The organism is Shewanella sp. 4t3-1-2LB, from assembly GCF_017368415.1.
Classification (GTDB): Bacteria; Pseudomonadota; Gammaproteobacteria; order Enterobacterales; family Shewanellaceae; genus Shewanella; species Shewanella fodinae.
This window is the reverse complement of sequence record NZ_JAFNJD010000040.1, coordinates 17,235-43,036: the sequence shown is the minus strand read 5'-3', so window position 1 is coordinate 43,036 and position 25,802 is coordinate 17,235. Positions and strand designations below refer to the sequence as shown.

Genomic DNA, 25,802 nt, shown 5'->3' with positions numbered 1-25,802 from the left:
TCTTAATGGTTCTATTTACGTTGATAAAACGTTTGTTATGTGATTTTATTTGCAGTGGAATTTGCATGATGTTCTTAAATGTGATCATTATGTTTACATAAATTGCGGCTAAAAAGCTGACAATTATAAAATTGAAAAGTCCAAGGGAGAATAGTATGAATAACAAAGGTTTCCTTGCAAAATCGATAAGATATGCATTATTGGGAAGTGTGGTAACGGGTGTTTTTGCAAGTGGTTTTGCTATCGCTGCAGAAGAAGCAAAAAAAACTGATAAGGACGAAAATGCCAAGGTTGAACGCATTGAAGTTACAGGTTCTCGCATTAAACAAGTTGATATGGAATCAGCTTCTCCTGTAACGGTTATCACTGCTGCTGATATTAAAGTTACAGGCGAAACCTCGGTGGCTGACGTACTAAATAACACTAGCGCCAATAGTTTTGGTTCTTGGCGCGGGATGTCTGGCTATGGCGCAGGCGCGAGCGCTACCAGTGATATCAATTTGCGTGGATTAGGGGCTCAAGCGACTCTAGTGCTTTTGGATGGGCGTCGCATGCCTGGTACCTCTTCCAGCTCTGGCACAGTTGCTGATACTTCCACTATCCCTATGGCCATTGTAGAACGCATCGAAATTTTGCGTGATGGAGCATCAGCTGTTTATGGCTCGGATGCAGTTGCTGGGGTAATTAATATTATCACTAAAAAAGATTTTGATGGCGTCGAGCTTAACTACGATGGTGAAGTTCCTAAAGTTGAAGGTGGTAATTCTAACCGTTTTTCCATTGCAACTGGTTTTACAACTGATCGAGGCAATATCAATGTGACTTTTGAACACTATGATACTCAGGCTGTATTCGACCGCGACATATGGAAGGTAAATGACCCAGATTATTATGGGTTTAGCTCTTTCAGTTCAGTGCCAAATGGTTATTACAATACCGGTAATTTAGATGAAGATGGCGACCCAATTTACTCCTTTTACAGCAATTCCGATATGTGTGGTCAAACAGAAAATGTTGTAGATAGTACAGATGGCGTAAATAATGGTCGTTGTTTATATAGTTACGGTCAAGTTACCAAACTATTTGGTGATGTTAATAAAAACAACCTGCTTTCTAATTTTAACTATAAGTTAGCAGATGATCTGACCTTACGTGGACGTTTGATGGCCAGTACTTCTGAAACCCAGGCCCGTTATGCGGGTACTCCTGTCTCCACTAATTATCCAGTGATGGCAGCAGATAATCCAAACAATCCAACTGGTAAAGATATGACGTTGTATATGCGTTCTGTACAGATCGGTGAGCGTGATTCAAGTATTGAAAATACATCAATTGATGCTTTGCTAGGATTACAAGGTTATATTGATGTTGGTAATGGCATTGACTGGGAAGTTAATGCACAACATACACGTTCGAAAACCAATGAATTTAGTTACAATCTGATCAACGACAATATTATTCAGTCGCTGATTGATACTGGTGATTACGATATCTTCAATACTACGGGCATGAGTTATACTGATTGGAATGCGCAGATGGAAGATCTGTATTACCAAGCGTCTCATACTGGTGCATATGAAGGTAAGTTTATCAGCTCACAGATTGATGGGCTTGTATCCACAACACTTGTCACTTCTGGTGATTTCTCCCTGGCTGGTGTAGTTGGTTCTGAGTATGAAAAAATCAAGTATGTGCAGAAGAGTGATCCAGAATCGGCGCAGGGCATTATTTCTGGAGGATCTGGTGGTGATGACGTAGATGCAACGCGTGACCGCACCTCCGTGTATGTTGAGTTACAAGCTAACCTTCCATATAACATAGATCTGTCAGCAGCTGCGCGTTATGAAAAGTATGAGCAGGAAGGGAATATCGCCTCTGGTCATGCATCTTCGACCTTTGATGACTTAGTACCTAAATTGTCTGCCAGCTGGCGGCCAATAGATGATTTGCTAGTTCGAGCTAGCTGGGGTAAATCTTTCCGTGCCCCTAATATGGGTGAAATGTTTTCTGGTGAAGCGCTGAGTTTTGAAAGCACTTATGATACGGTTTATTGTTCCGACAATACGGATGCCAACTATTGTCGTTCTGGTCAACAGCATAAAACTCTCTACGGTGGTAACCCAGATCTGAAAGCAGAAGAAGGTGAATCAGCAACAGTAGGTTTTGTATGGAACATTCTGGACAACCTGAGTTTAGAAACATCTTATTACCACATTACATATGACAACAAAATTGAGGTTGTTGATGTAGCTGATTTGGTTCGCGAAGAAGTTGAAAACGGCGGGTCTCCATATATTGTTCGTGGTGACGATGGAAAGATTGAGACCATTCACTCTCAGTACCGTAACCTGTCAGGTGTGAAGACCAGTGGTATCGATTTAGTCTCACGTTACAAACTCGAAACAGGCGTGGGCGACTTCGGTTTCAAACTGGAAGCTTCGAAGATCTTTGAATACAAGCAACAGAATGAAGCCGGTGCCGAATACTTCGATTATTCTGGGCTGCAAGATTACCCAGAACTTCGTGGTAATATATCGGTAGACTGGAATTATGATAACTGGAGTGCTGCGTGGACAACTTATTATATTAGTTCACAGAATTCTGGTAATGAAGAATATGGCGTTGACTATCTGAAGGATATCCCTTCATATGTTAAGCATAACGTGCAGGTCAGTTATACACATCCATGGAATGGTAGCATTACACTTGGTGTTAATAACTTGTTTGATAAAGAAGCACCAAACTGGTACAACGATGGGTATGATTTCCGTGATGCTAATACTGGACTATATGACGTACTTGGCAGGACTCTTTATGTAACTGTTAATCAGAAGTTCTAGTCATTTTATTGGTTGTTTTAAGGTTAAGTCCTCGGCTTTGCCGGGGACTGTTTCTGAGCTTGATAAACATCCACTGTAGATAAAACATGCAATTAGTGATCTATGTCAGGAATAGAGCCTCGTACGGACATTTGTATTTTTAAGGGTTCTATAGGAGTATTTATGGTAGGTAAAATATTAATGGGGACTTGTGCTGCGGTTATACTGAGCGCTTGCACTTCGACAACAAAAGCTACAAAAGATGAACAAGCAAAAAGTGCGGCTAATGGATATCGTTGCGAAACCGTTACTGTTACTGGGTCAAGAATGCCCCAAAGGCGTTGCACCACTGAACAAGAACGTGAACAAGAGAAACGTGAAGCTGAAGCATTGATGCGTCAAAATAGGGTTCTTACGAAAGAGAATTAAGATTAGGAAGGATGTTTTCTAGCATGCATGCGAGGGCGTTCAAAAGTCTGTGTCAGCTAATTAGAGCTAGATAAGACGGAGGGGGTTCAATATTCCGTGTCAGATATAGTCAGAACTAATACACCAATCACAGTTCGATATGAGCGTCTAAGCGCCCCTCGAAGTGTATCGACAACTGTGACATTGTTAGATTACTGTCCGGTGAATAACTCATTGCCCAGCCTATTGGCTTGCGGGCAAACAGGTCGAGTACCACAGCCAGATAAGCCCAGCGGTTGCCCGTCCAGATGAAACTGACATCACCACACCAGACCTGATCCGGCGTTGTAACGGCGAACTGCCTGTCGAGCAAGTTTGGAATAGCAACGTGCTCCTGCGTTGCTTTCCTGTAAGTATGTTTTGGCAACTGACAGCTGAATAAACTCAGCGCTTTCATCAATTTTCCTGCACGGTATCGGCTCAGCGTAATGTCGTGGGACTCGTCGTTCGTGATAATGTCTGAGAGGGTTCTGGCCCCGGCAGAACCGCCACTCTGTCGATACGCTTCACGTACTAAGCTACGCAGCCGGATAGCTTCCGTCGATGGTCGCTTATCGCGCTGCTGCCAGTATTTAAAGGTGCTACGGTGGACATCCAGTACCGCACACAGATGATTAACCGAATAACGGTGCTTATTTATTGCTCTGACTCAGCTTCTCGATTAACGAGAGTGTTTCATGGAGTCCGACATCAACAGAGCAGAAGCCTTTTTTAAAATTTCCTTTTCTAATTCAAGGCGTTCAATTTGCTTTTTCAGTTCACGAATTTCGCGTTGCTCAGGCGTCATGGGTGAGGCCTGAGGTGTTTTCCCCGCACGCTCTTCTCGCAATTGTTTAACCCATTTACCCAGCGTTGAATAACCAACGCCCATCGCTTCAGCGGCTACTCTATTCGTATAACCTTGGTCAACTACCAGTTGTGCTGTTTCCAGTCTGAATTCAGGGCTGAAATTCGGGCCACTCCATTAAATTTAGGGTTAAATTTTTACTGTTTTTTCGCCTCTCCATTAGTTGACACCGGTCAACATTTTATGAAATGATTCCTGCGGGTCTATGCCTTATATAAGGTATAGAAAGGGAAGAAAAATCTAACAATCACAAGAGAAAGATGTACTTATGGGCGGTAAAAGCTGAGTAAAAAGCAAAAAACGTCGATAAGTTGACCTGTTTATTCACTTCAAATTGGTTGGGAACTATGTCCAAGGTAAGCAATAGAACCAAAATCGCTTCTGCGCTTGTTGGCGCGCTGGCATTAGCCAGCAGCAACTTAGTTGTTGCCGATCCTCTTGCTGATGCCCAAAAAGCAGCTAGTCAGATCCATGCTGATGCTGCGGCGTCTCAGAAGAAGATCGATAAGTACTTTGATCAGGCTCAGGATATGCTTTTTGAATATTCTAACGTAGCAGATCAAAGAGAATCGCTGAAAGCCTATAATGATTATTTGGCAACGCTGGTTGCCGATCAGGAAAGAACCATGAAGGGCATTCAGGACGACATCAACGGCGTAGATAAGCTGCGTCAGGGTGTTGTGCCTTTGATGTTCAAGATGGTAACTGCACTGGAAAAATTCGTAGCGCTGGATCTTCCTTTCAGAAGTGAAGATCGTCATGAGCGTGTAGAAAACCTCAAAAACCTGCTGAATAGCGCCGATGTTACTCTCGCAGAAAAATTCCGTATGATCTTGGATGCGTATAGCATCGAGCGTGATTATGGCAATTTTGTTGACGTTGAAACCGGTAAGCTAAATCTGGATGGTAAAGAAGTGCTGGTTGACTTCTTCCGCTTGGGTCGCGTTGCTCTGTATGCACAGAGTTTGGACCAGAAGACTGCCTGGATGTACAACACTGAAACTAAGGGTTGGGATAAGCTGGACGACGGCTATCTGCGTGACATCACCAAAGGCATTCGTATTGCTCGTAAGCAAGGGGCAATGGATCTGTTCGCGTTACCTATTCCAGCTGCGGAGGCTGCTAAATAATGAAGAAGTTAATCACTACAGCGCTAGTTGCTGCAAGTTTCTCTTTGGTCTCTGGAATGGTTAGCGCTGCTGACGCTCCAAAAACCATTGATCAGTTATTGCAACAAATCAAAACTGAACGTGCCGATCAGGGTAAGATTAACGCGAAACGCGAAGCTGAGTTTCAGGCTGAACGTGGTGACAAAGCTGCTTTGTTACAGCGTGAAAAGAACGCTTTAGCTGCCGAAAAGAAACGTGGCGAAGATCTGAATAAACAATTTAGCGACAACGAACATAAAATCGCCCAGTTAGAAGACGACCTGAAAACTGCTCAGGGTGACCTTGGTGAAATGTTTGGGGTGGTTAAAGGTGAAGCTGGTGATTTTGCCGGTAAGCTGATCAACTCTAACGTCAGTGCTCAATATCCAGGCCGTGACAAGTTCATCGCTGATTTAGGTGCTCGTAAACAGCTGCCAAAAATTGAAGAGCTGGAAAAGTTCTGGGAAGAAGAACTGTTTGAAATGAACCAGAGCGGTAAAGTGGTGAAGTTTGATGGTTCTGTGACTGATATTGATGGTAACGTTCAGACAACCTCTATCACGCGTATTGGTGCTTTCAACTTACTGGCTAACGGCAAGTATGTGGTATGGAACCCTAACCTGAACCTGATTCAGGAACTGTCTCAGCAGCCTGAAGGTTATATGGTTAGCGCTGCCGCTGACTTTGAAAAGGCGACTTCTGGCACTGCAAAGGTCTATATTGATCCGGGTCGTGGTGCTCTGTTGAACATCTTCACTCAGAAAGCCAGCCTTGAAGACCGCATTGAGTCTGCAGGTATTATCGGTTACATCATCATGGCGGTATTGGCTTTAGGTCTGGTGATCGCGATTGAACGTATGATTACTCTGTCAGTTGTTGCTGCCAAAGTTAAATCTCAGGCTAAGCACATTGACAAACCTGGTAATAACCCATTGGGTCGTGTCCTGAAAGTTTACTTCGATAATAAAGATATCGATGTTGAAACTCTGGAGTTGAAACTTGACGAAGCAATTCTGAAAGAAACTCCGGCGTTAGAAGCGCGTATCTCTATCCTGAAAGTGATGGCAGCGATTGCACCAATGTTAGGTCTGCTGGGTACCGTAACAGGTATGATTGCTACCTTCCAGTCAATCCAGCTGTTCGGTACTGGTGATCCAAAACTGATGGCGGGTGGTATCTCTATGGCTCTGGTAACGACAGTTCAGGGTCTGATTGCTGCGTTGCCGCTGATGCTGGCTCATGCTTTGTGCGTAACTCGTAGTAAATCCGTTGTTCAGATTATTGAAGAACAGAGTGCTGGTCTGATCGCGATGCATGCTGAGAAGAGGGCTGACTAATGATGCTATACCTGATGGACGTTTGGGCAACCGTCAGGGGCTTCATGGCCGCCGGGGGAAATATCCTTTGGCTGGTAGCGCTTGTGCTGTTCCTTATGTGGGCATTGATGCTTGAACGTTATTGGTACGTCAATTGGGTCGCACCGAAAGTTCATAAGCAGATCATAGCCTCATGGAATGCCAGAGAGGACAGACATTCTTGGTATGCACACCGCATCCGTGAGGCCTGGGTGTCCCAGGCAACTCAAGAGATTAGAGCTCGTATGCTGATCATTAATACCCTAGTAGCTATCTGCCCGATGATCGGGTTGTTAGGTACGGTAACAGGGATGGTGTCAGTGTTCGATGTGATGGCAGTTCAAGGGACGAGTAATGCTCGTCTAATGGCTGCGGGTATTTCATTAGCAACCATGCCAACTATGGCGGGAATGGTGGCAGCATTGTCAGGTGTGTTTTTTAGCACGCGTCTCGATGCCAAGATGAAGATCCGCATGGAAAAGTTAAAAGACAGACTGCCTCAGCACTAGAGAGAGATTTAACATGGCACGTAAGAAGCATTCCAGTATAGACGAGGAAGCGCAGATCGATATGACCCCGATGCTCGACATCGTGTTCATTATGTTGATCTTCTTCATCGTAACTACGTCGTTTGTGAAGCCATCAGGTTTGGACTACAACAAACCTCAGGCGGCACATGCGACTTCTAAACCATCGGCTAACATCTTTATCGGCGTCAGTAAAACTGGTGTGATTATGATGGAAAACCGTCAGGTTGATATTGAACGGGTGTCAGCAAACGTTGAACGTATGCTGGCTGAGGCTCCTGAAGCCGCAGTGCTGATCCAAGCTGACAAAGAAGCCAAACATGGTTTGGTGGTTCGTGTTATGGATCAGGTTAAAGCTGCTGGTGTAGACAAGATCTCGGTATCTGCGGGGAAAGACTGATATGTTTAGAGCACTAGTATCTATCATTATTGGTGCTGCTGTTACATTTGGTCTGTTTTGGTTTATGGCTACTCTGGTTGGTGGCGGCGCAAAACGTGCCGACACCTCCGCTGACTCGCCGGTCATTGAGATCACAATGGATAAGCAGGACTCCCAGGCGCAGAAGAAGGTCAGAGAAACCCCTAAACCACCACCACCACCAGAGCAACCGCCTCAGATGGATGAAACTCCACCTGATGACTCCTCCAATATTGATACTTCTATGAGTTTCAGTTTTGGCGCTGTTGCATCAGGTCCGGCTAGCACCGGATTTAAGCTGGGCAATATGATGACTCGTGATGGCGATGCGACTCCTATCGTTCGTATCGAACCACAGTATCCGATTGCTGCAGCACGTGACGGTAAAGAAGGTTGGGTGCAGCTGAGTTTCACGATTACTGAAACCGGTAGCGTTGATGACGTAGAAGTTATTGACGCCGATCCTAAGCGTATCTTCGATCGTGAAGCGATCCGGGCGCTGAGGAAGTGGAAATACAAACCAAAGATTGTTGACGGCAAGCCCCAGAGACAGCCTGGTCAGAAAGTTCAGTTGGACTTTAAGCTGAATAAGGGAGGCAACTAAGATGCATAAAGTGACAAAACTTGCTGCAGCTTTAGTGTTGACTTTTTCAGGCAGCATAGTGATGAATACCGCAGTTGCGGCCGAGAAGTGTCCTATTGACCTTCGTCAGTCAAAAGCTGTGGGGGAATCATCTGCGCGTAAGGTTCAGAAGGCTTTTGAAGCATATCAGGCTGGTAAGTTGGATGATGCTATTGCAACATTGCTGGAAGCTGACCCACGTGGCGAGTTTGATAAAGCTTATGTCGACCGTATGCTGGGTAACTTCTACGCAGAAAAGGGCCAGATGGATAAAGCCATCAAGTACCTGAAAGTTGCAGTAGATGCTGATGTGTTGGGCGGTGTAGACCACGCTGCGACCTTGCGGCTTTATTCTGACCTGTTGTTGCAGGAGAAAAAGTACAAGGAAGCCATCACCTACTATCGTAAGTGGATGAATTTCACCTGTAAGAAAGATGCGATTGTCTATCGTCGTATGGCGATTGCTTACACAGAAATGCAGCAATGGGATAATGCGTTAAAGACCGTAAATGAAGGGATATCTGTTATGGATAAACCGGATAAAGGTCTGTATCAGCTGAAATTCCAATCACTGTTCAACCTGAAAAAATACAAAGATGCTGTTGGTGTGTTAGAGGTGATGGTACCGCTGTTCCCTGACGATAAACGTCTGTGGGTACAGTTGGCGCAGCTCTATCTGTTGACAGAAGACTATGACCGTTCTCTGGCTACCTATGAAATCGCCTATGAAGGTGGTTTCTTAGAAAAATCAGACAACATCGTTCGTTTATGTCAGCTGTTGGCTTCTAAAGGGTCACCATATCGTGGTGCAACAATCCTTGAGAAGCATATCAAGAGTGGCGTAGTGCCTAAAGATGAGAAAAACCTTAGCATGCTGGCAGGTTTCTTCCATCAGGCTAAAGATCTGAAGGATGCGGCTAGCTATTATGGTCAAGCCGCGTCTATGAGCACAGGTGGAACCCTTTATCTGAAACAGGGACGTTTGTTGTCTCTGGATCAGAAATATAAAGAGTCTATCCCAGTGTTTGAACAGGCTCTGAAGGCCGGCTTGGATAATCCAGGTGAAGCTCAGTATGAATTGATGTTGGCGTATTTGAATCTGAAGCAATACAAGGAAGCATATCGTTATGCGGAATTGGCTGCCAAAGATAAGAAGACCGCAAAAAGTGCAACCAACTATATCGCCTATATCAAAGATAAGGCGCGTATTCATAAGGTTTCGCTGTAAATTGAAAAGCCCCGTAAGGGGCTTTTTTATGCGCATTAATTCCCAGTGATATACAGCACATCGTTGTTGGTTCTATCATTTTTCATGCAGCGGCTTTCCGCTTCAATAAATAACAACTCCGGCTTTATGTCAGTATTTGGCAGACATAGACAAGCGGCAATTCTGTAGTCCAATCCAATACCATGATGTTGTTTGTATTCGGCTGAAAACTCTCGCAGCTGGAGGTTTATTCTTTCGAGAACGGTGCGAGTACCTGCCTCATCGGTATTAAATAGGCCAACGGCAAAAAGTTGTTGATTCAGCCTGGCGAGTAAGTCGGTGGCTCTTAATAAAGATGCTTGAACTCTGCCAGTGAAAAAATCGAGTAAATGCGGCTGATTAATCATCCCGGGCAATAACGGCGACAAATATAGCAACGCCAAGCTTTGCTGTTCACGTAAATGTCGATACCATTCGCGATGAAAAACTTCCATGAAATAGGTTTGGTTATATACGCCGGTTTCAGGATCACGAAAGCCTGAATTGCTAAATGAATAGATCATGGAGCCCCGCCCATAGTTTGGTGTTTTCAAAGTATAGTGGAGCTTTTGCGACGAAGTGTCGTCTTGGAGAATTATCATAATGAACAAAGGGTTTAAGTTGGCTGTGGTAGGTTTTGCGGCGTTAGTCAGCACAGCATGTAACGAGCGGACAAATTCGGCAGCGGTTGCTCCATTGGCAACAGCAATACAAGCTCAAACGGTAGACAAGCAATATCTGGATATTGTCGATCAATATTTCAAAGCGTACCTGAAGCTGGAACCTCTTTACGCAACTTTTGCTGGTGTTAACGACTATAACGCTGAGTTTGGCGGTGATCTTACCGAACAATATTTGCAGGACAGTCATCAGCTTAATAGTCGGTATTTGGCGCTAGTGACGGCGTTGGATAGAAACAAATTATCGCCACAGTTGCAACTCAGTTATGACATGTTCATCTATGATCGGCAGATGGCTTTAGCAGGAGAAACGTTTCCCAGTTATCTGATGCCTATTAGCCAATTTTACAGCACTGTTATCACTATGGTGCAGCTCGGCAGTGGTGAGAGCGCTCAACCATTTAAAACTTCGACAGATTATGCAAATTGGCATCATCGGGTCACCGGGTTTGTACATTGGATGACATTGGCGCAACAGCGAATGAACGAGGGCATTAGCGCCCGGGTGGTGCTGCCCAAAGTGTTGGTGGAACGCATTATTCCACAATTGGACGCCCAACTTGTCGCTGCACCGGAAGATAGTATCTTCTTTGCTCCCGTAAAACATCTGCCAGCGCAGTTGTCAGATGTAGAGCGTACTAAAATCACGGCAGAATACCGTAATATGATTGTCGCCGAGTTATTGCCGGCATTTAAATCACTGCGTGATTACTTTCAGAACACCTATTTACCAGCCGCCAGAGACTCAGCTGGATTTTGGGATCTGCCCGATGGCAAAGCCTGGTATCAATACTTAGCCAATTATCACACCACGACCACCATGCCCGTTGAGCAGATCCATGCAATAGGTCTGCAAGAAGTGGCGCGTATCCGCCAAGAAATGGATAAAGTACGTCAGCAAGTAGGGTTCCAGGGTGATTTACCCGCGTTTTTTGCCTCGCTGTCTTCTGAACCGCAATATTTTTTCAGTACTCCTGACGAGCTAATTCGCGGTTATGACGTGATTAAACAGCGAATTAATGCAGTATTGCCGCATTACTTTAATGTGATGCCAAAAGCGGATTATGTGGTCAAGCCAGTAGAAGCGTTCCGACAACAGTCTGCGGCGGGTGCATCTTATGATGCGCCTGCGGTAGATGGCAGTCGCCCGGGAATATTCTACATCAACACCTATAATCTCAAGGCGCAACCCAAATGGGGGATGACTACTTTGTCACTGCATGAGGCATCACCTGGGCACCATTTCCAAATCTCTATCAAGCAGGAACTGACCGGTGTCCCCGAATTTCAGCGTTTTGGCAGTTATACTGCCTTTGAAGAAGGCTGGGCACTCTATGCGGAATATTTAGGGATTGAAATGGGGATGTTTAACGATCCGTACCAGTATTTTGGCAAGTTATCAGATGAAATGCTGCGGGCCATGCGCTTAGTGGTCGACACCGGGATGCATGCTAACGGTTGGACTCGTGAACAGGCGATTCAATACATGAAAGACAATTCCCCTATGGCCGAGAGTGACATTATTGCCGAGGTGGAGCGTTACATGGCAATCCCAGGGCAAGCGTTGTCTTACAAAGTCGGACAGTTGAAAATTCTTGAGCTACGGCATAAGGCGGAGCAGACCTTGGGGGATAAATTTGATTTGAAAGCATTTCATGATCAAATGCTGACCTCGGGATCACTGCCACTGGCAGTGATGGAAGCCAAGATAAACAGCTGGATAGCGAGTCAGCAGCAATCCTGAGTTATTGCTCGCCTTCTGGCGGCATTTTGTGGACATTTACCGCTGTTGCAATTAATGATAATTGTCAGAAATTGCAGCTTGGCTGGAGAGTTTACGATTGTCTTCCTACATCGCACTGAGTGAGCGTATTTGTCTGCGGTTGATGGCCGCGCAGGATTGGCCGATTTTTTTACGCCTCAATCAAGATCAACAGCTTAACCAATATATCCGGGAAGTCGATACGGAGGATGTTCTACTAGAACGCTTTAAGCAACGTTGCAAAGGTCTGGACATCGATTGTGGTGAGTGGATTTCATTGGTGGTGGAGTCCGTCAGCGGTGATTTTATCGGACTCATGGGAATTTGCCTGATTGATGAAGCGCTGCAGCAATGGGAAGTAGGTTATCTAATCGCTCAGGACCAGCAAGGAAAGGGTTACGCCACTGAGGCGTTACAACTACTGCTGCCATGGGCTATAGCGCATTTTGCTGTTCATAAGGTCGTTGCTCGTTGTGTTGCAACTAATCTGGGCTCTGCAAGAGTGTTGCAAAAGTGCGGCTTTAAACAGGAGGGGCTGTTACGACACAACCATCGGATTTTTGGTGAGTGGTTGGATGAATGTTATTTTGGTTTACTGGCGGAAGATGAGGTGATTGCCGAGCAATCGAGGTGACGGTTCATATCTGTCATTGTTATAATCAGCCACAGTTTTTCTGATAAGGCAAACCGAGTGTCACAAGTATCTGAATTTTCCCTGAGAGCAGACGAAGCGTTTATTGAGCTTTATAAACTGTTGAAGGCGGAAGGTCTAAGCGCTGATGGCGCTGAAGCCAAACATGTCATTGCCGAAGGCATGGTAACTGTTAACGGCGAAGTTGAAACCCGAAAGCGCAAAAAACTGCAGGCAGGCGATCTGGTGTCATACCAGGGCAAGCAGGTTAAAGTTGTGGCTGCGGCCTAAACGAGGATTAATGATGCAATTTCCTGATGATGATAACGGCCAGATGCTGCAGGCAATGAGCGATTCCGGTATGGATTTGCGCCGTGCGATGGCGGTGGATTTTTTTCTAGTGTTTGCTGACCAGCGTGATGCTGAATCGGCGCTGGAAGACTTAACCGCAACCGGTCACGGTGATGATATAGAACTTAATTTCAATGACGAAATTGAGAAATGGGAAGTGATCGTTTCGGTAGAGATGGTGCCAGAGTATGACGCCATTGTCGCCAAAGAAACGGAATTAAATGATTTCGCAGCAGAATTTGATGGTATGACCGATGGCTGGGGCGTGATGCAGCATCAGGACGGCGATGAATTTGCCGACGATGATGATGAGCATGAATGCGACGAACACTGTCACCATTAGTCACTGTTCCATCTGAAAAAACCACCTTCATCGGTGGTTTTTTTATCGTTGGTTCCTTTGCCTTTTACTACGAAACACCGTCTAATAACGGTCTTGCCTGAATATGCTGACAACAACTCAAGATGGAAATCGAATTTACCCTGCAATTAGTGTTAATTTTATTTTTGGTGGCATTAGTCGCCGGTTTTATTGATTCAATTGCAGGCGGCGGTGGGCTGTTGACCATCCCGGCGCTGATGTGGGCCGGCTTACCGCCTGCAGCCGCTCTGGCAACCAATAAGTTACAAGCTTGCGGTGGCAGTTTTTTTGCCAGCGTGTATTTCGTGCGTAAAGGCACGGTTAAGCTCAGCGACATGAAGCTTGCCATCGGCTGTGCGCTGGTTGGGGCCGCCATCGGTACCACCTTGGTACAGATGATCGATGCCAACATATTGAAGACGATACTGCCATTCCTGATCTTGGCGATTGGCGGCTATTTCTTGTTTTCCAAAAAAGTATCCGACGGTGATCGGGCTCGAGTACTCACTCCCACCGCATTTGCTTTTACTGTAGCGTTGGGGGTGGGGGTATATGATGGCTTCTTTGGCCCTGGAACCGGCAGTTTTTTTGCGTTGGGATTTGTGACGTTGGCTGGCTTTGGCTTGGCGAAAGCTACTGCGCATGCCAAGGTGCTGAATTTTGCTACCAATATCTCATCACTATTATTTTTTGCGCTGGGCGGTAAAGTAGTGTGGCTACTTGGCCTTATCATGCTCGCGGGACAAGCGCTAGGCGCTACACTTGGCTCACGTTTGGTGCTGACACAAGGTACTAAAATCATTCGCCCGCTGGTGGTGACAATGTCACTGGCGATGAGCATCAAATTGCTCGCAGAACAGTACCATTGGCAGCTGTTTTGACCTCAGCGGCATTGTCTTAATTAGCAGGGATAGTCGATGAAATTTATCCATACTTCTGACTGGCATCTTGGACGGCAACTGCATGGTGAATCTCTGCTAGAGCAGCAGCGCCTTGCGCTGGCGCAAATCGGCGCATTGGCCGTTGAACATCAAGTGGATGCACTGATTATTGCGGGGGACATTTATGATCGCGCGATTCCACCTGCTAGTGCAGTGATCTTGCTGTCAGAATTTCTGGATGAGCTGATTGAAAAGCATAAAATCCAAGTACTTATCACTTCCGGTAACCACGATAGTGCCGAGCGTCTAGGCTTCGCCGCCAAGCAGATGCGCAGCAGTGGCCTGCATATGGTGGGCAGTCTGAGCTTGCCACTAACGCCGATAAAACTGCACGGCAAACAATCCGATGCATGGTTTTATCCCATCTCTTATGCGGAACCTGCGGTGGTGCGTCATGCGCTAGCAGATGACACTATCAACAGCCATGAGCTGGCGATGCAAGCGTTGCTAGAACAAGTGACGCAACATGATAGCGAAAACCTCCCCAAAGTGGTGGTGGCGCATTGTTTTTTGGACGGTAGCACTGAATCAGAATCAGAGCGGCCGCTGAGTGTGGGCGGTGCTGACCGTATTGCTCCAGCGTTATTTGCGCCGTTTGATTATGTTGCACTCGGGCACCTGCACGGGCCGCAATATCGCGGTGTTGAACATGTGCGTTACAGCGGCTCACCACTGAAATACTCTTTTAGCGAAGCCACCCAGAAAAAATCTGTCACCTTAGTAGAATTAAGCACCGGTAAGGCACCAACCATCAAACTACTGCCAATCAATACTGGCCGCGATGTGCGCATTATTGAGGGCAACTTGGCCGACCTGCTAGTGCGGGCTAAAGATGATACGCACGCCGATGATTACCTGATGGTACGCCTCAGCGACACCCATGCCTTGCTCGATCCTATGGGTAAACTGCGCAGTGCCTATCCCAACGTGTTGCACCTTGAGCGTACTGGTTTGATGGCGCAGCAGCAACAGCGCGACATCGGCCGTGACCGCATTAAAAAAGGTGAACTGGAGATGTTCAGCGACTTCTTTGAGCAAGTGGCGGGTGAGCCATTATCCGCTGCGCAGCAGCAACATCTACACCATTTGCTGGATGAACTGCATCAGGGAGAAGACGCATGAAACCGCTAGTATTGACCATAAGCGCCTTTGGCCCGTTTGCTGATCGCCAAACTATCGATTTTCGGCGCTTGGGTGATAACCCGCTGTTTTTGATTAACGGCCCAACAGGTGCCGGTAAAACCAGTATCTTAGACGCCATCTGTTTTGCGCTCTACGGCAAAACCACCGGCAATGAACGTGAAGCACCGCAAATGCGCTGCGATTACGCCGATGATAACTTGCTAACAGAAGTAAGCCTTGAATTTACACTAGGCGAACGACGTTACCTGATAAAACGGTTACCGGATCAGCAGCGGCCGAAGGCTCGTGGTGATGGTTTTACCAACCAAAGTGGCGAGGCAGAGCTACAGCGGCTGTATGACGACGGTCGCAGCGAAATTCTGGTCGCCAGTAAAGTGACCGAAGCTACCCAGATGATCGAGTCATTAACCGGGTTGGATGTCGATCAATTCCGCCAAGTGATGGTGTTGCCGCAAGGTAAGTTTCGTGAGTTATTGCTGGCAGATTCCAAAGCGCGCGAGAAGATTTTTAGTCAGTTATTTCAAACCAATATCTATAGCCGTATGGAAGAGCGCTTAAAGCTGCAAGCGGCAACCATTCGTAAAGATGCGCACGATTTGGAGCAAAAACGCCTTGGCATTTTAGAAGCGGCAGGCGTGGCATCAATCGAAGCACTGGCACTAGCTATCAGCGAACTAACACCACAATTCGAACAAGCCAAAGCCCAAAAACAGCAAGCCAACATAGCACTCGAACAAGCAAATAAACAGCTAGAGCAGGGCAAGCAACTCAGCGCTGAACTAGCAGAAAAAACGCGGCTTGCCGCCAGCCTGGCTGAGCAACAAGCACGTAAAGTAGAAATGGATGGCCTAAAGCAACAGTTGTCGTTGGCGCAATTAGCCCAGCAAGTGCTGCCGGTGTATCGGCAGCAACAGCAACGTAGCCAAGAACTCATTAGTCAGCAGCAAGCTCTGCAAGCGGCAGAGCAGCAACTCACCCATGCCACCACGCAAAAGCAGCAGGCAGATAAGCAAGCTGCCAACATTACTGAGTTAGATCAACAGCTACAACACAGCCGCAGTGAGTTGCAGCAAGCTGAGCAACTGCAACCATTGCTGCAGAGCTATTACCAACAGCAACAGCAGCTTAATCAGGCCAATCAGCAACAGCAGCAAGCGGCTAACGCCCAACAAGCGGCGGAACAACAACTGCAGCAATTGCAAACACAAAAGACACAACTGGCGCAAACCATTGCCGAATTACAGCAGCAAGCGAACCGCCAAGCCGAACTGCAAACCCGGCAATATCAGTTAGAGCGGCAGTGCGACCAAGGACGACAAATACTGGAACTACAGCGCCAACAGCAAACCTTGCAGCAACAACTGGAGCACAAGGCGCAGCATGGAAAACAGGCCAAGGCACAGTTTGATGCCGCCGAGCAGCAACTCACTACGTTACGCCTGCAATGGCATCAGGGCCAAGCAGCACTGCTGGCGCAACAGTTGGGGCCGAATACACCATGCCCGGTGTGCGGCAGCGCCGAGCACCCCAATCCGGCCCACAGCGAAGTGGCGATTCCGTCAGAGCAGCAGCTAGAAGACTCACAGCAACGGCTTGAGAGTGAGCGCCGTCGCTGCGAGCAGTTACGTAGTGACTATCGCAGTCTGCGTGAGCAAATTGCCGCGATTGATAAGCAGCTTACGCCGTTATTTACTGCCCTAAATGCTGACAGCAGCGTGGCGCTGCCAGTGACGGAATGGCAGCAGGCGTTGACGCAAACGCAGCAACAGTTGGCCAGCGCGCAGCAGGCCGCGCAACAACTTAAAAACCAGCAACAGCAACTGACGAACTTAGAGCAACAGCTTGAGGTGCAGCGACAACAGCTCAATGACGCCCAGCAGCAATTAGCTGCGCAGCAAAGTCGTAGCAGCAGTTTGCAAGGCGCTTTGCTGGAGATCCAACAGCGCTTGCCGACAGAGCTACAGAATTTGACCGCTGAGGTGGCGCTGGCGCAGTTAACCCAGCAACGAAAAGCGTTACAGCAACAGCAAGCAGCGTTGCAGCAGCAGATACAACAGCTACAGCAGGCGCAGCAAACAACGGCGTCACAGTTGGCACAAGCACAAAGCTCGCTGCGCGAACGTCAGCAGCAGTTGCGCCAAGCAACACAATACCGTGAGCAGGCGCAGCAAGAGCTAGATACCGCGCTGCAACAGGCAGGGTTTACTGATGTGCAAGCGTTAACAGCGGCACAACGCGAGCCGCAGTTGCAGCAACAGTTAACTCAGCAAATTGAACAATGGCAGCAGCAATGCCATGCGTTAGCGGGGCAACTTGAAGCGCTAACACAAAAACTCCAAGGTGTGGTGGCACCAGATATTACCGCGTTAACGGCGCAATTGGCGCAACAACAACAATTGCTACAAGCCGCCGATGAGCAATATCAACAACTCAGTAGCCGCTTGAGTAACCTGAACAACTGCCAGCAAAAGCTCACCACGGATGCCAAGACATTAGCTGCATTAGAGCAGCAGTTCGCGGTGATTGGCACCTTGGCCGATATCGCCAACGGTAACAACCAAAGTAAACTCAGTTTGCAGCGCTTTGTCTTGAGTGTGTTACTGGATGATGTGTTGCTAGAAGCTTCTGAACGGTTGGCGCACATGAGCAAAGGCCGTTATCGCTTGCTGCGTAAAGAGGAACGAGCCAAGGGTAACCGCGCGTCAGGGTTAGATTTAGAAGTTGAAGATGCCTACAGCGGCAAAGTCCGCCCCGTGGCGACCTTAAGTGGTGGCGAGAGCTTTATGGCGGCCTTGTCATTAGCGCTGGGGTTAAGCAATGTGGTGCAAGCATACGCCGGTGGCATCAAGCTCGATACGCTGTTTATTGACGAAGGCTTCGGTAGTTTAGATCAGGATTCGCTAGAGCTAGCGATTCGAACCTTGACCGATCTGCAGTCGGCAGGCCGCATGATTGGGGTTATCTCCCATGTCACCGAAATGAAAGAGCAAATACTGACGCGAGTCGATGTGCATAAGCAGGCACGCGGCAGTCATATTCAGGTGGTTACACCGTGAGATAGTGTACAAAATTGGCGAAATTTGTATCTAATGTGACATAGGTAGCATGTAGCGCTTGTATCTCGACCTTTTTTTGATATAACTTTGGCGTTTCCCCCTATTTCTGAGGGGGTTTTATTGATGTCAGTGCAGGAGAGAAGTGTTGCAAGCAGAGAAAATCTCATGGTTGAATTTTAACCCGGTGATGCGTTTGCAGGCGCTTCCTTCTATTCATAAAACCTTATTGTTGGCTAGCGGCTTGTTAATCGGTGCCGCTATCTTGTGGCCCACGAGTCAGGACGTCAGCCCTCAGCGTGTACCGTTGCAGCTAGATGTTGAATCCATTCTGACCCAGCCCGCACCGATAACTGCCCCTTTAATCAAACATCCTTCCTTTGTGCATACTATTGAGCCTGGTGATACTTTGAGCGCTTTGTTTGCCAAGGCCGGGGTCGATCAGCAAACTATGTATAAAGTGCTAGAAGCGGATCTGGATGTGCTGGCATTAGACACCTTGATGCCGGGTAACCGCATCAGTTTCTGGCAGGATGAGCAGGGCAACCTCAGTAAGTTGGAATTGTACTTTAACGCCGCGCGGCAAGTGGTGTTCAACCGCTATCCCGAAGGTGGTTACGAAGTTAATGAAATCAACATCCCCGGGAATTGGCAGGATCGTATTATCAGTGGTGGCATCCAAGGGTCTTTCTATCGTTCCGCTGAAAAAGTTGGTTTGAGTGCGGCAGAAATTCAGCGTATTGAAATGCTGCTGAAAGATAAACTAAATTTTGCCAGAGATTTACGTGCAGGCGACAGTTTTTCAGTCTTACTCAATGATCAGTATGTGGCAGGAGAATCTACCGGGGTTAGCCGTATTCTTGGTGTCAGCATCAATATGGGCCGGAGCCATGTCACGGCGTTTCAGAACAGTGATGGCAACTTTTATGACGAGAACGGCCAGAGTCTGGTTAGAGCGTTCCAGCGTTTTCCATTATTGAAGCAGTATCGCGTCAGCTCGGCATTTAACCCCCATCGGCACCATCCGGTCACCGGACGTATTGCACCGCATAACGGCACTGATTTCGCGACACCAGTGGGCACCAAAGTGGTTGCGACCGGTGATGGCGTGGTAACGCTGGTGACAAATCACCCTTATGCCGGTAAATACATAGTGATTGAACATGACAGTAAATACACCACCCGTTACTTGCACCTGTCAAAAGCGCTGGTACATAAGGGGCAGCGCGTTAGTCGTGGCGATGTGATTGCCTTATCTGGTGCTACTGGGCGTATTACCGGGCCACATCTGCACTATGAATTCCATATTAATGGTCATCCGGTCAATCCGATGACAGCTCAAATCCCAATGGCAGGGCATTTGGCTGGTCATGATAAACAGTCATTCGAACAGTTAGTCGCTTCCCGTAAGCATATGATGAATCTTGGCTGATGCCATGTGAATGAGATAAAACAAGGCTGCCATCAGGCAGCCTTGTTATTTCTAGCATTGTCAATGCGTATCTGCGTGGGGGGCCGCGGGTTACGACTGATATGGGTCGCTGTCTGTATCTGCCAGCATCAGGTACAGCCGTAATTCAAATTCCAATTGATGGTAATCCGGCTGCATATGGCAGCAAAGCTGATAAAAAGCTTTGTTGTGTTCTTTCTCTTTCAGATGCGCCAGTTCATGTACGACCAACATCCGCAGAAACGCCTCAGGTACCCGTTTCAGCCGTGACGAGATACGGATTTCATTTTTGGTTTTTACCTTATTACCTTGCCACCTAGCGGCGTAGGTATGCAGGCCTAATGCTTGGTGACTAAGGGTGATTCTGTCGTCAAAACATACTTTTGCTAATGGCGCTGCTTGTCGCAGATAACGGTTTTTCAAGGCTATGGTGAAGTCATAAAGCGCACGATCGGAGCGGATTTGATGCACATCTGGATGGCGCTGTAACAAAAATGGCGCTAGCTGGCCCTGCTGCTGCAGTGCGGCGACTTTAGCGCGCACCTCTTCACTGTAATGGGCCAGATAGTCAGTTGCCATCAGTCTTCTTTGGCGAAACGTTTTTGGGTGAGGTAGGCGTAAGCGGCTTCAAAGGCCGGTTGCTGGAACTTACGCAACTCCAATGCTGCAAAATCTACCAGTGGTGGATTCCGTTTGTTCTGTTCGCGGATAGCTTGGGGGGTCAGCATCGCGACTGGTGTCTTTCCGAGCTGGATAGCACTCTCTAGCTTGTAGCTGACGGCACTGCCAACAAACTTACCTTTGTACTCGCGGGCAATCACGACCACTTCGTCAACCTGATAGTCTTCCAGCAATTTATGAAACGCGAAATGAAATTCGCGAATGGCTTCCAAATCAGCCGGGTCAGTCAGGGTAAAAGAGTGGCGGCGGCATTCTGGGACGTTATAGCTGTCACCTTTATAGCTCACCAAACAGATAACAGCTTCGCTGCCTTTTAATTCAACACCACAAACGCGCATAAATATCCTTGCATTGATTGTTGGCTTATCGCCGCATTATTCTTCTGATTCATCAGTATTTACCGTCTGCGCCGGTTTACGGCGCATCGGCATATCCCCAGCATCTACGGCCGTGAGGAAACGCTTGTCGCGAGCCTGTGATTTACGAGGTTTATCAACAGTCGCGCCTAGCTTAGCGGTAGACTTACTCGCAACTCGACGCTTGGCCTGTGACTGTTTGGGTGCCAGTCCGTTAAATGTCGGTTCCAGGCCTGCTATCACCTCTGTTTCCGGCGCTTGTGCCAAGAAGGCAACCACGCGGGTATAGGCCGCCCAGTCCTTTGGGCCCACTAATGATATAGCATCACCTTTTGCACCTGCTCGTCCCGTCCGTCCGATGCGATGCACATACTCTTCGGCAAACTTCGGCATATCGAAGTTTATCACCAGCGACACGTTGAGCAGATCCAAGCCTCGGGAGGCAACATCGGTTGTCACTAGGATCTGCTGCTGACCACGACTGAACTGATCCATAATCTGGTTACGGCTAGCTTGTTTCAGTTCACCACTGAGCGCGATGGCCGAGTAACCTTGCTGATCCAGTTTAGTCGCCAGTCTTTCAGTATCATCTCGGGTAGCGGTAAAAATCATTATCTGCTTGTGTGTCCCCGCTTTTAGTAGTGCCAGCAGCAAGGATTCTTTATGATCTAGATGGTCGCACAGATAGACCCGCTGATGAATGTCCTGATGGGTTTCATGACTGGAACCAATGGCCACATGCTCAGGCGAGTTCAGTAACTCTGCCGCCAGTTCGTGAATATCATCATGAGCCAGTGTGGCAGAAAACATCAAGGTCTGCCGTCGCCGATGATCAGCAGCCTGATGAATAGCGCGCAATTGCGTGGCAAATCCTAGATCCAGCATACGGTCTGCTTCGTCGAGGATCAGCAATTCCAATCCGTTAAGGTAAAGATGACGTTGCGCCAGATGATCAGCGATACGCCCTGGCGTTGCCACAATAATATGGGGATTCCTTGCCAGCGCCTTGGCTTGATCGTTGAAATTCTCGCCACCAAGAATGCTTACGGCTTTGAACTGAGTATTGGCCACCAATAGCCGTAATTGACTGTAAACCTGATTGGCCAACTCACGGGTAGGCAACAGGATCAAAGCGCGCGGGTCTTGTTTGCTGAGGGCGCGTGTCGCCATCAGCCTTTGCAATGCTGGCAACAAAAATGCCAGGGTTTTACCCGAGCCAGTTTGGGATGACGCCATCAAATCGTGTCCTGCCAGCGCTATCGGGATAGCACTAGCTTGGATCTCGGTTGGCTGATCAATACCCAAATGTTTAAGGGATTGCAGCAGGCGTTTATCCAACGAAAAATCGGAAAATTGCAAAGATTGTCTCCATAAAATTCAGCGGCGCGTATTATAGCGGTTTTTACAGCGTTAGGCAGTTTTCATGTTAGTTCTATTGGAATTTTCTGCCAGTCAGCATTTGATATGCTTGAGTTTGATTTTGTCACCCCGATAGAATGGGGGCGCTATAACCTTGCATGAGTTATTGCCAACGAGGAGAAACACACAGATGGAAAACGCTTCACCCATCATAGGTATTGCCTTGGGCAGTGGCGCCGCCAAGGGCTGGGCACACATTGGTGTGCTTAAAGGGTTGGCGGATATGGGGATCCATCCGCAAAAGATTGCCGGTTGTTCCGTTGGTGCTTTGGTCGGGGCTGCCTATGCTAATGACCGACTGGAAGAGTTGGAAGAATGGGTCTGCAGTTTTTCCAGCTGGGATGTGCTTGGGCTAATGGATATTAGTTGGCGCCGAGGTGGACTTATCAGCGGCGATAAGGTTTTCGATGCGATCCAGAGCCGGATTGGTGACTTGTTAATTGAAGATCTGAAAAAACCGTTTATCGCGGTTGCCACAGATCTGTATTCGGGGCAAGAAGTCTGGTTTCGTAATGGCGATTTACGGCAGGCGGTGCGCGCTTCTTGTTCGATGCCGGGCTTCATGTCGCCGGTGCGGCAGGGCAAACGGTGGCTGGTGGATGGTGCGGTGGTGAATCCTATTCCGGTATCTGTGGCGCGAGCGATGGGCTGTCAGGTGGTGATTGGGGTGGATTTACACGGCTACCGACGTGAAAAGCTGCAGGTGTTGCCCGTGAATGTGCAAGGTAAAAATACCCGCCAGGAAGTCGTGACAGCGACTGCAAAATCAGGCAACCACAATGACTCTGGCTTTATGGATCTGTTGGCAAAAGGGAAAGACTACATTGCCGGCCTCACCAACAAGTTCTCCTTGGGGAATAAAACTGAGCCCGGTATGCTGGCGGTGATGTCGCAATCGATGGATATTTTGGAACAGCGTCATAAACGTGCGCGATTGGTGGGCGATCCACCAGACTTCTGCTTGCTGCCCAAAGTATCGGAAATTGGGACTATGGAATTTCATCGCGCAGCAGAAGCCATTGCCGCTGGAGAAAATGCGGTCAAGCAATCAGCGCATTTAATTGATGCGGTATTGGGTGAGTTATAACACGCGATCCAGTTATACACAGCCGCCGGTTCGTATGACCGGCGCTTGTGTTTGGAGTCAGATATTTTCCGCGGAGTTTGCGTTACTATCGCTGACTGGCCATTGGGTCAAGTAGCAAATGGTCACAATTAGCTGACCGCAACAACAATTTCTGCCAAGTTACGACAGCCGTCCTTTTACATGATCCAGATCAATATATCCCTAGTGGTTTTGTAGCCTAATCTTACCACATATAGTGTTTAGCTAAAAAATGAGCACTATATATGGTGATAACAATGACAAAACGGAGTGAAGATCATGCCAGTAGTGATAAAGAGGGATGGGTGCCGTACCCAATTCGATGAAAACAGAATCCGGGATGCGGTGCTGGCAGCCTCGACGCACTGTGGTATTAACGATGTCGACTATGCTGCAACTGTCGCTGCCGTTGTCTCTGCGGCAGTGAGAGAAAAACCAGAGGTTGCTATCCAAGAATTGCAGGACCGAGTAGAAAACCTGCTGATGGATGGCCCCTATAAAACTGTTGCTCGAGCTTATATCGAATACCGTCACGATCGTGACATCTGCCGGGAAACCGGTAGTAAACTGAGCCTAGAAATCCGCGGCTTAGTGGAGCAGACCAATACTTCACTACTGAACGAAAATGCTAACAAAGACGCCAAAGTCATTCCAACTCAACGCGACTTGTTGGCCGGAATTGTGGCAAAACACTATGCCAAGCACCATATCCTGCCCAAAGACGTGGTGGATGCCCATGAACGTGGCGAAATCCATTATCACGACCTGGATTATGCACCTTTCTTTCCGATGTTCAATTGTATGTTGATCGATCTGGGTGGCATGCTGAACCATGGTTTCAAAATGGGTAATGCGGAAATTGAAACCCCTAAATCTATCTCTACCGCCACAGCGGTGACAGCACAGATTATTGCGCAGGTAGCCAGCCATATTTATGGCGGTACTACCATCAACCGTATCGATGAAGTATTGGCACCTTTTGTGACCAAAAGTTATGAAAAACATATGGAAGTGGCGCAAAAGTGGGGTATCGAAAACGCGGCAGCTTACGCTGAAGAACGCACTGAAAAAGAGTGCCACGATGCCTTCCAGTCGCTGGAATATGAAGTCAATACGCTGCACACTGCCAATGGCCAGACTCCCTTCGTTACCCTGGGGTTTGGATTGGGCACTAGCTGGCAGTCGCGTCTGATCCAGCAGTCAATCCTGAAAATCCGCATGGAAGGCTTGGGGAAAAATCATAAGACTGCGGTATTCCCGAAACTGGTATTTGCCATTCGCGATGGCGTTAACCATAAGCCCGGTGATTGCAATTATGATGTGAAACAGTTAGCGCTGAAATGCTCTACCATGCGCATGTACCCAGATATCCTGAACTACGACGAAGTGGTACGGGTAACCGGCTCCTTCAAAACGCCTATGGGATGCCGTAGCTTCCTCGGTGCCTACGAGCAAGATGGCCAGTTACAGCATGAAGGCCGCAATAACCTGGGGGTGGTTAGTCTTAACCTGCCACGGATTGCACTTGAAGCAAAAGGCGATGAAAAAGCTTTTTACCGGATACTGGATGAACGTCTGGCGATTGCCCGCAAAGCGCTGGATACCCGCATTGATCGCCTGAAAAATGTCAAAGCTCGGGTGGCTCCAATCCTGTATATGGAAGGCGCCTGTGGCGTGCGTTTGCAAGCGGATGACTGCATTGCGGATATCTTCAAAAACGGCCGCGCTTCTATTTCACTCGGTTACATTGGTGTGCACGAAGCGATCAATGCCCTGTATGGCACTGCAACCCATGTTTATGACAGTGAACAACTACGGCAAAAGGCGGTAGATATAGTGGCCTACCTAAAAGCGGCTACCGTGCGCTGGAAAGAGGAAACCGGCTATGGTTTCAGCCTGTACGCTACACCTAGCGAAAACCTCTGTAACCGCTTTGCTAAACTCGATGCAAAAGCATTTGGTTTAGTGCCGGGGGTAACTGATAAGGGCTACTATACCAACAGTTTCCATCTGGACGTGGAAAAGTCCGTTAATCCTTACGATAAAATCGACTTTGAACAACCTTATCCAGAGGTTTCGAACGGCGGCTTCATTTGCTACGGTGAATATCCGAATATGCAGCACAATAAGGAAGCGCTGGAAAATGTCTGGGACTACAGTTACAGCCGTGTTCCGTACTATGGTACCAATACACCGATAGATGAATGTTATGACTGCGGCTTTACCGGTGAATTCAGTTGTACCAGTAAAGGCTTTGTCTGCCCGAAATGTGGTAACCATGATCCCGCTCGCGTCTCGGTTATCCGCCGTGTGTGTGGTTATTTGGGAAGCCCTGATGCTCGTCCGTTTAACCAGGGTAAACAGGAAGAAGTCAAACGCCGCGTTAAACATCTCTGAGCTGACACAGGTGCGCCCATCG

23 protein-coding genes and 1 pseudogene are annotated in these 25,802 nt (G+C 47.8%); 19 read left to right on the top strand and 5 right to left on the bottom strand.

Annotated elements, in window-relative coordinates; translation table 11 throughout:
* Positions 1-155: 155 nt before the first annotated feature.
* Positions 156-2,840, top strand: a complete 2,685-nt coding sequence (locus J3L11_RS14355) for a TonB-dependent receptor (RefSeq protein WP_207571436.1) — start codon at positions 156-158, stop codon at positions 2,838-2,840.
* A 162-nt stretch (positions 2,841-3,002) separates the two neighbouring features.
* Complete coding sequence (locus J3L11_RS14350; protein WP_189615740.1) at positions 3,003-3,248, top strand: hypothetical protein; 246 nt, start codon at positions 3,003-3,005, stop codon at positions 3,246-3,248.
* Positions 3,249-3,429: 181 nt separating this feature from the next.
* On the opposite strand, the pseudogene J3L11_RS19380 reads toward J3L11_RS14350, so the two are convergent.
* A pseudogene (locus tag J3L11_RS19380) lies at positions 3,430-4,236 on the bottom strand (IS3 family transposase); the annotation flags it as partial.
* A gap of 245 nt (positions 4,237-4,481) precedes the next feature.
* On the opposite strand from J3L11_RS19380, the gene J3L11_RS14335 reads away from it, so the two are divergent.
* From J3L11_RS14335 to J3L11_RS14310, 6 genes are read left to right on the top strand one after another with little or no spacing between them, the layout of a single operon-like run.
* Entirely contained in the window at positions 4,482-5,264 is a 783-nt protein-coding gene (locus J3L11_RS14335; protein ID WP_207571435.1) for a DUF3450 domain-containing protein, read from the top strand.
* Entirely contained in the window at positions 5,264-6,619 is a 1,356-nt protein-coding gene (locus J3L11_RS14330; RefSeq protein WP_133037631.1) for a MotA/TolQ/ExbB proton channel family protein, read from the top strand. The genes J3L11_RS14335 and J3L11_RS14330 overlap by 1 nt, the downstream gene beginning before the upstream one ends.
* Complete coding sequence (locus J3L11_RS14325; RefSeq protein WP_133037630.1) at positions 6,619-7,146, top strand: MotA/TolQ/ExbB proton channel family protein; 528 nt, start codon at positions 6,619-6,621, stop codon at positions 7,144-7,146. The genes J3L11_RS14330 and J3L11_RS14325 overlap by 1 nt, the downstream gene beginning before the upstream one ends.
* 13 nt (positions 7,147-7,159) lie before the next feature.
* Positions 7,160-7,564, top strand: a complete 405-nt coding sequence (locus tag J3L11_RS14320) for a biopolymer transporter ExbD (protein ID WP_133037629.1) — start codon at positions 7,160-7,162, stop codon at positions 7,562-7,564.
* Between the two features lies 1 nt (position 7,565).
* Complete coding sequence (locus J3L11_RS14315; RefSeq protein WP_189615733.1) at positions 7,566-8,186, top strand: energy transducer TonB; 621 nt, start codon at positions 7,566-7,568, stop codon at positions 8,184-8,186.
* Between the two features lies 1 nt (position 8,187).
* Positions 8,188-9,432, top strand: a complete 1,245-nt coding sequence (locus J3L11_RS14310) for a tetratricopeptide repeat protein (protein ID WP_207571434.1) — start codon at positions 8,188-8,190, stop codon at positions 9,430-9,432.
* A 35-nt stretch (positions 9,433-9,467) separates the two neighbouring features.
* Here the strand turns inward: J3L11_RS14310 and J3L11_RS14305 are convergent, their stop codons facing one another.
* On the bottom strand, positions 9,468-9,974 hold the full coding sequence (locus tag J3L11_RS14305; protein WP_207571433.1) for a deoxycytidylate deaminase: 507 nt from the start codon (positions 9,972-9,974) through the stop codon (positions 9,468-9,470).
* 79 nt (positions 9,975-10,053) lie between these two features.
* On the opposite strand from J3L11_RS14305, the gene J3L11_RS14300 reads away from it, so the two are divergent.
* The 9 genes from J3L11_RS14300 (at position 10,054) to J3L11_RS14265 (ending at position 19,804) form a co-directional block, all read left to right on the top strand.
* Positions 10,054-11,874: a DUF885 domain-containing protein gene (locus J3L11_RS14300; RefSeq protein ID WP_207571432.1), complete on the top strand. Its 1,821-nt coding sequence runs from the start codon at positions 10,054-10,056 to the stop codon at positions 11,872-11,874.
* A gap of 97 nt (positions 11,875-11,971) precedes the next feature.
* Positions 11,972-12,526, top strand: a complete 555-nt coding sequence (locus tag J3L11_RS14295) for a GNAT family protein (RefSeq protein ID WP_207571431.1) — start codon at positions 11,972-11,974, stop codon at positions 12,524-12,526.
* 57 nt (positions 12,527-12,583) lie between these two features.
* Complete coding sequence (locus tag J3L11_RS14290) at positions 12,584-12,814, top strand: RNA-binding S4 domain-containing protein (protein ID WP_207571430.1); 231 nt, start codon at positions 12,584-12,586, stop codon at positions 12,812-12,814.
* A gap of 13 nt (positions 12,815-12,827) precedes the next feature.
* Positions 12,828-13,217, top strand: coding sequence for a ribonuclease E inhibitor RraB (locus tag J3L11_RS14285; RefSeq protein WP_207571440.1), 390 nt, complete (start codon positions 12,828-12,830; stop codon positions 13,215-13,217).
* Complete coding sequence (locus tag J3L11_RS19560) at positions 13,193-13,318, top strand: hypothetical protein (RefSeq protein ID WP_268244718.1); 126 nt, start codon at positions 13,193-13,195, stop codon at positions 13,316-13,318. Before J3L11_RS14285 ends, J3L11_RS19560 begins: the two co-directional genes overlap by 25 nt.
* Before the next feature lie 21 nt (positions 13,319-13,339).
* Positions 13,340-14,116 carry a TSUP family transporter gene (locus J3L11_RS14280; RefSeq protein WP_207571429.1) on the top strand — a complete coding sequence of 259 codons (777 nt, stop codon included), beginning with the start codon at positions 13,340-13,342 and terminating at the stop codon, positions 14,114-14,116.
* Positions 14,117-14,152: 36 nt separating this feature from the next.
* A complete protein-coding gene (locus J3L11_RS14275; protein ID WP_207571428.1) occupies positions 14,153-15,298 on the top strand; it encodes an exonuclease SbcCD subunit D in 1,146 nt (381 codons plus the stop codon).
* Entirely contained in the window at positions 15,295-18,375 is a 3,081-nt protein-coding gene (locus J3L11_RS14270; RefSeq protein ID WP_207571427.1) for an SMC family ATPase, read from the top strand. Before J3L11_RS14275 ends, J3L11_RS14270 begins: the two co-directional genes overlap by 4 nt.
* Before the next feature lie 145 nt (positions 18,376-18,520).
* Positions 18,521-19,804: a peptidoglycan DD-metalloendopeptidase family protein gene (locus J3L11_RS14265; RefSeq protein WP_242695259.1), complete on the top strand. Its 1,284-nt coding sequence runs from the start codon at positions 18,521-18,523 to the stop codon at positions 19,802-19,804.
* Between the two features lie 90 nt (positions 19,805-19,894).
* Here the strand turns inward: J3L11_RS14265 and J3L11_RS14260 are convergent, their stop codons facing one another.
* Genes J3L11_RS14260 through J3L11_RS14250 form a run of 3 tightly spaced genes read right to left on the bottom strand, consistent with a single transcriptional unit; the run spans position 19,895 to position 22,218 of the window.
* Positions 19,895-20,401 (bottom strand): M48 family metallopeptidase, encoded by a 507-nt coding sequence (locus tag J3L11_RS14260; protein WP_207571426.1) that lies wholly within the window; start codon positions 20,399-20,401, stop codon positions 19,895-19,897.
* Positions 20,401-20,841, bottom strand: a complete 441-nt coding sequence (locus J3L11_RS14255) for a DUF3010 family protein (protein ID WP_189615995.1) — start codon at positions 20,839-20,841, stop codon at positions 20,401-20,403. Before J3L11_RS14255 ends, J3L11_RS14260 begins: the two co-directional genes overlap by 1 nt.
* Before the next feature lie 36 nt (positions 20,842-20,877).
* Positions 20,878-22,218 (bottom strand): DEAD/DEAH box helicase, encoded by a 1,341-nt coding sequence (locus J3L11_RS14250; RefSeq protein WP_207571425.1) that lies wholly within the window; start codon positions 22,216-22,218, stop codon positions 20,878-20,880.
* 190 nt (positions 22,219-22,408) lie between these two features.
* On the opposite strand from J3L11_RS14250, the gene rssA reads away from it, so the two are divergent.
* The gene (gene rssA / locus J3L11_RS14245; RefSeq protein WP_133037616.1) at positions 22,409-23,365 is read left to right on the top strand and encodes a patatin-like phospholipase RssA; all 957 of its coding nucleotides are present in this window, start codon (positions 22,409-22,411) and stop codon (positions 23,363-23,365) included.
* A 297-nt stretch (positions 23,366-23,662) separates the two neighbouring features.
* Positions 23,663-25,780 carry an anaerobic ribonucleoside-triphosphate reductase gene (gene nrdD / locus J3L11_RS14240; RefSeq protein ID WP_189615717.1) on the top strand — a complete coding sequence of 706 codons (2,118 nt, stop codon included), beginning with the start codon at positions 23,663-23,665 and terminating at the stop codon, positions 25,778-25,780.
* Positions 25,781-25,802 lie beyond the last annotated feature (22 nt).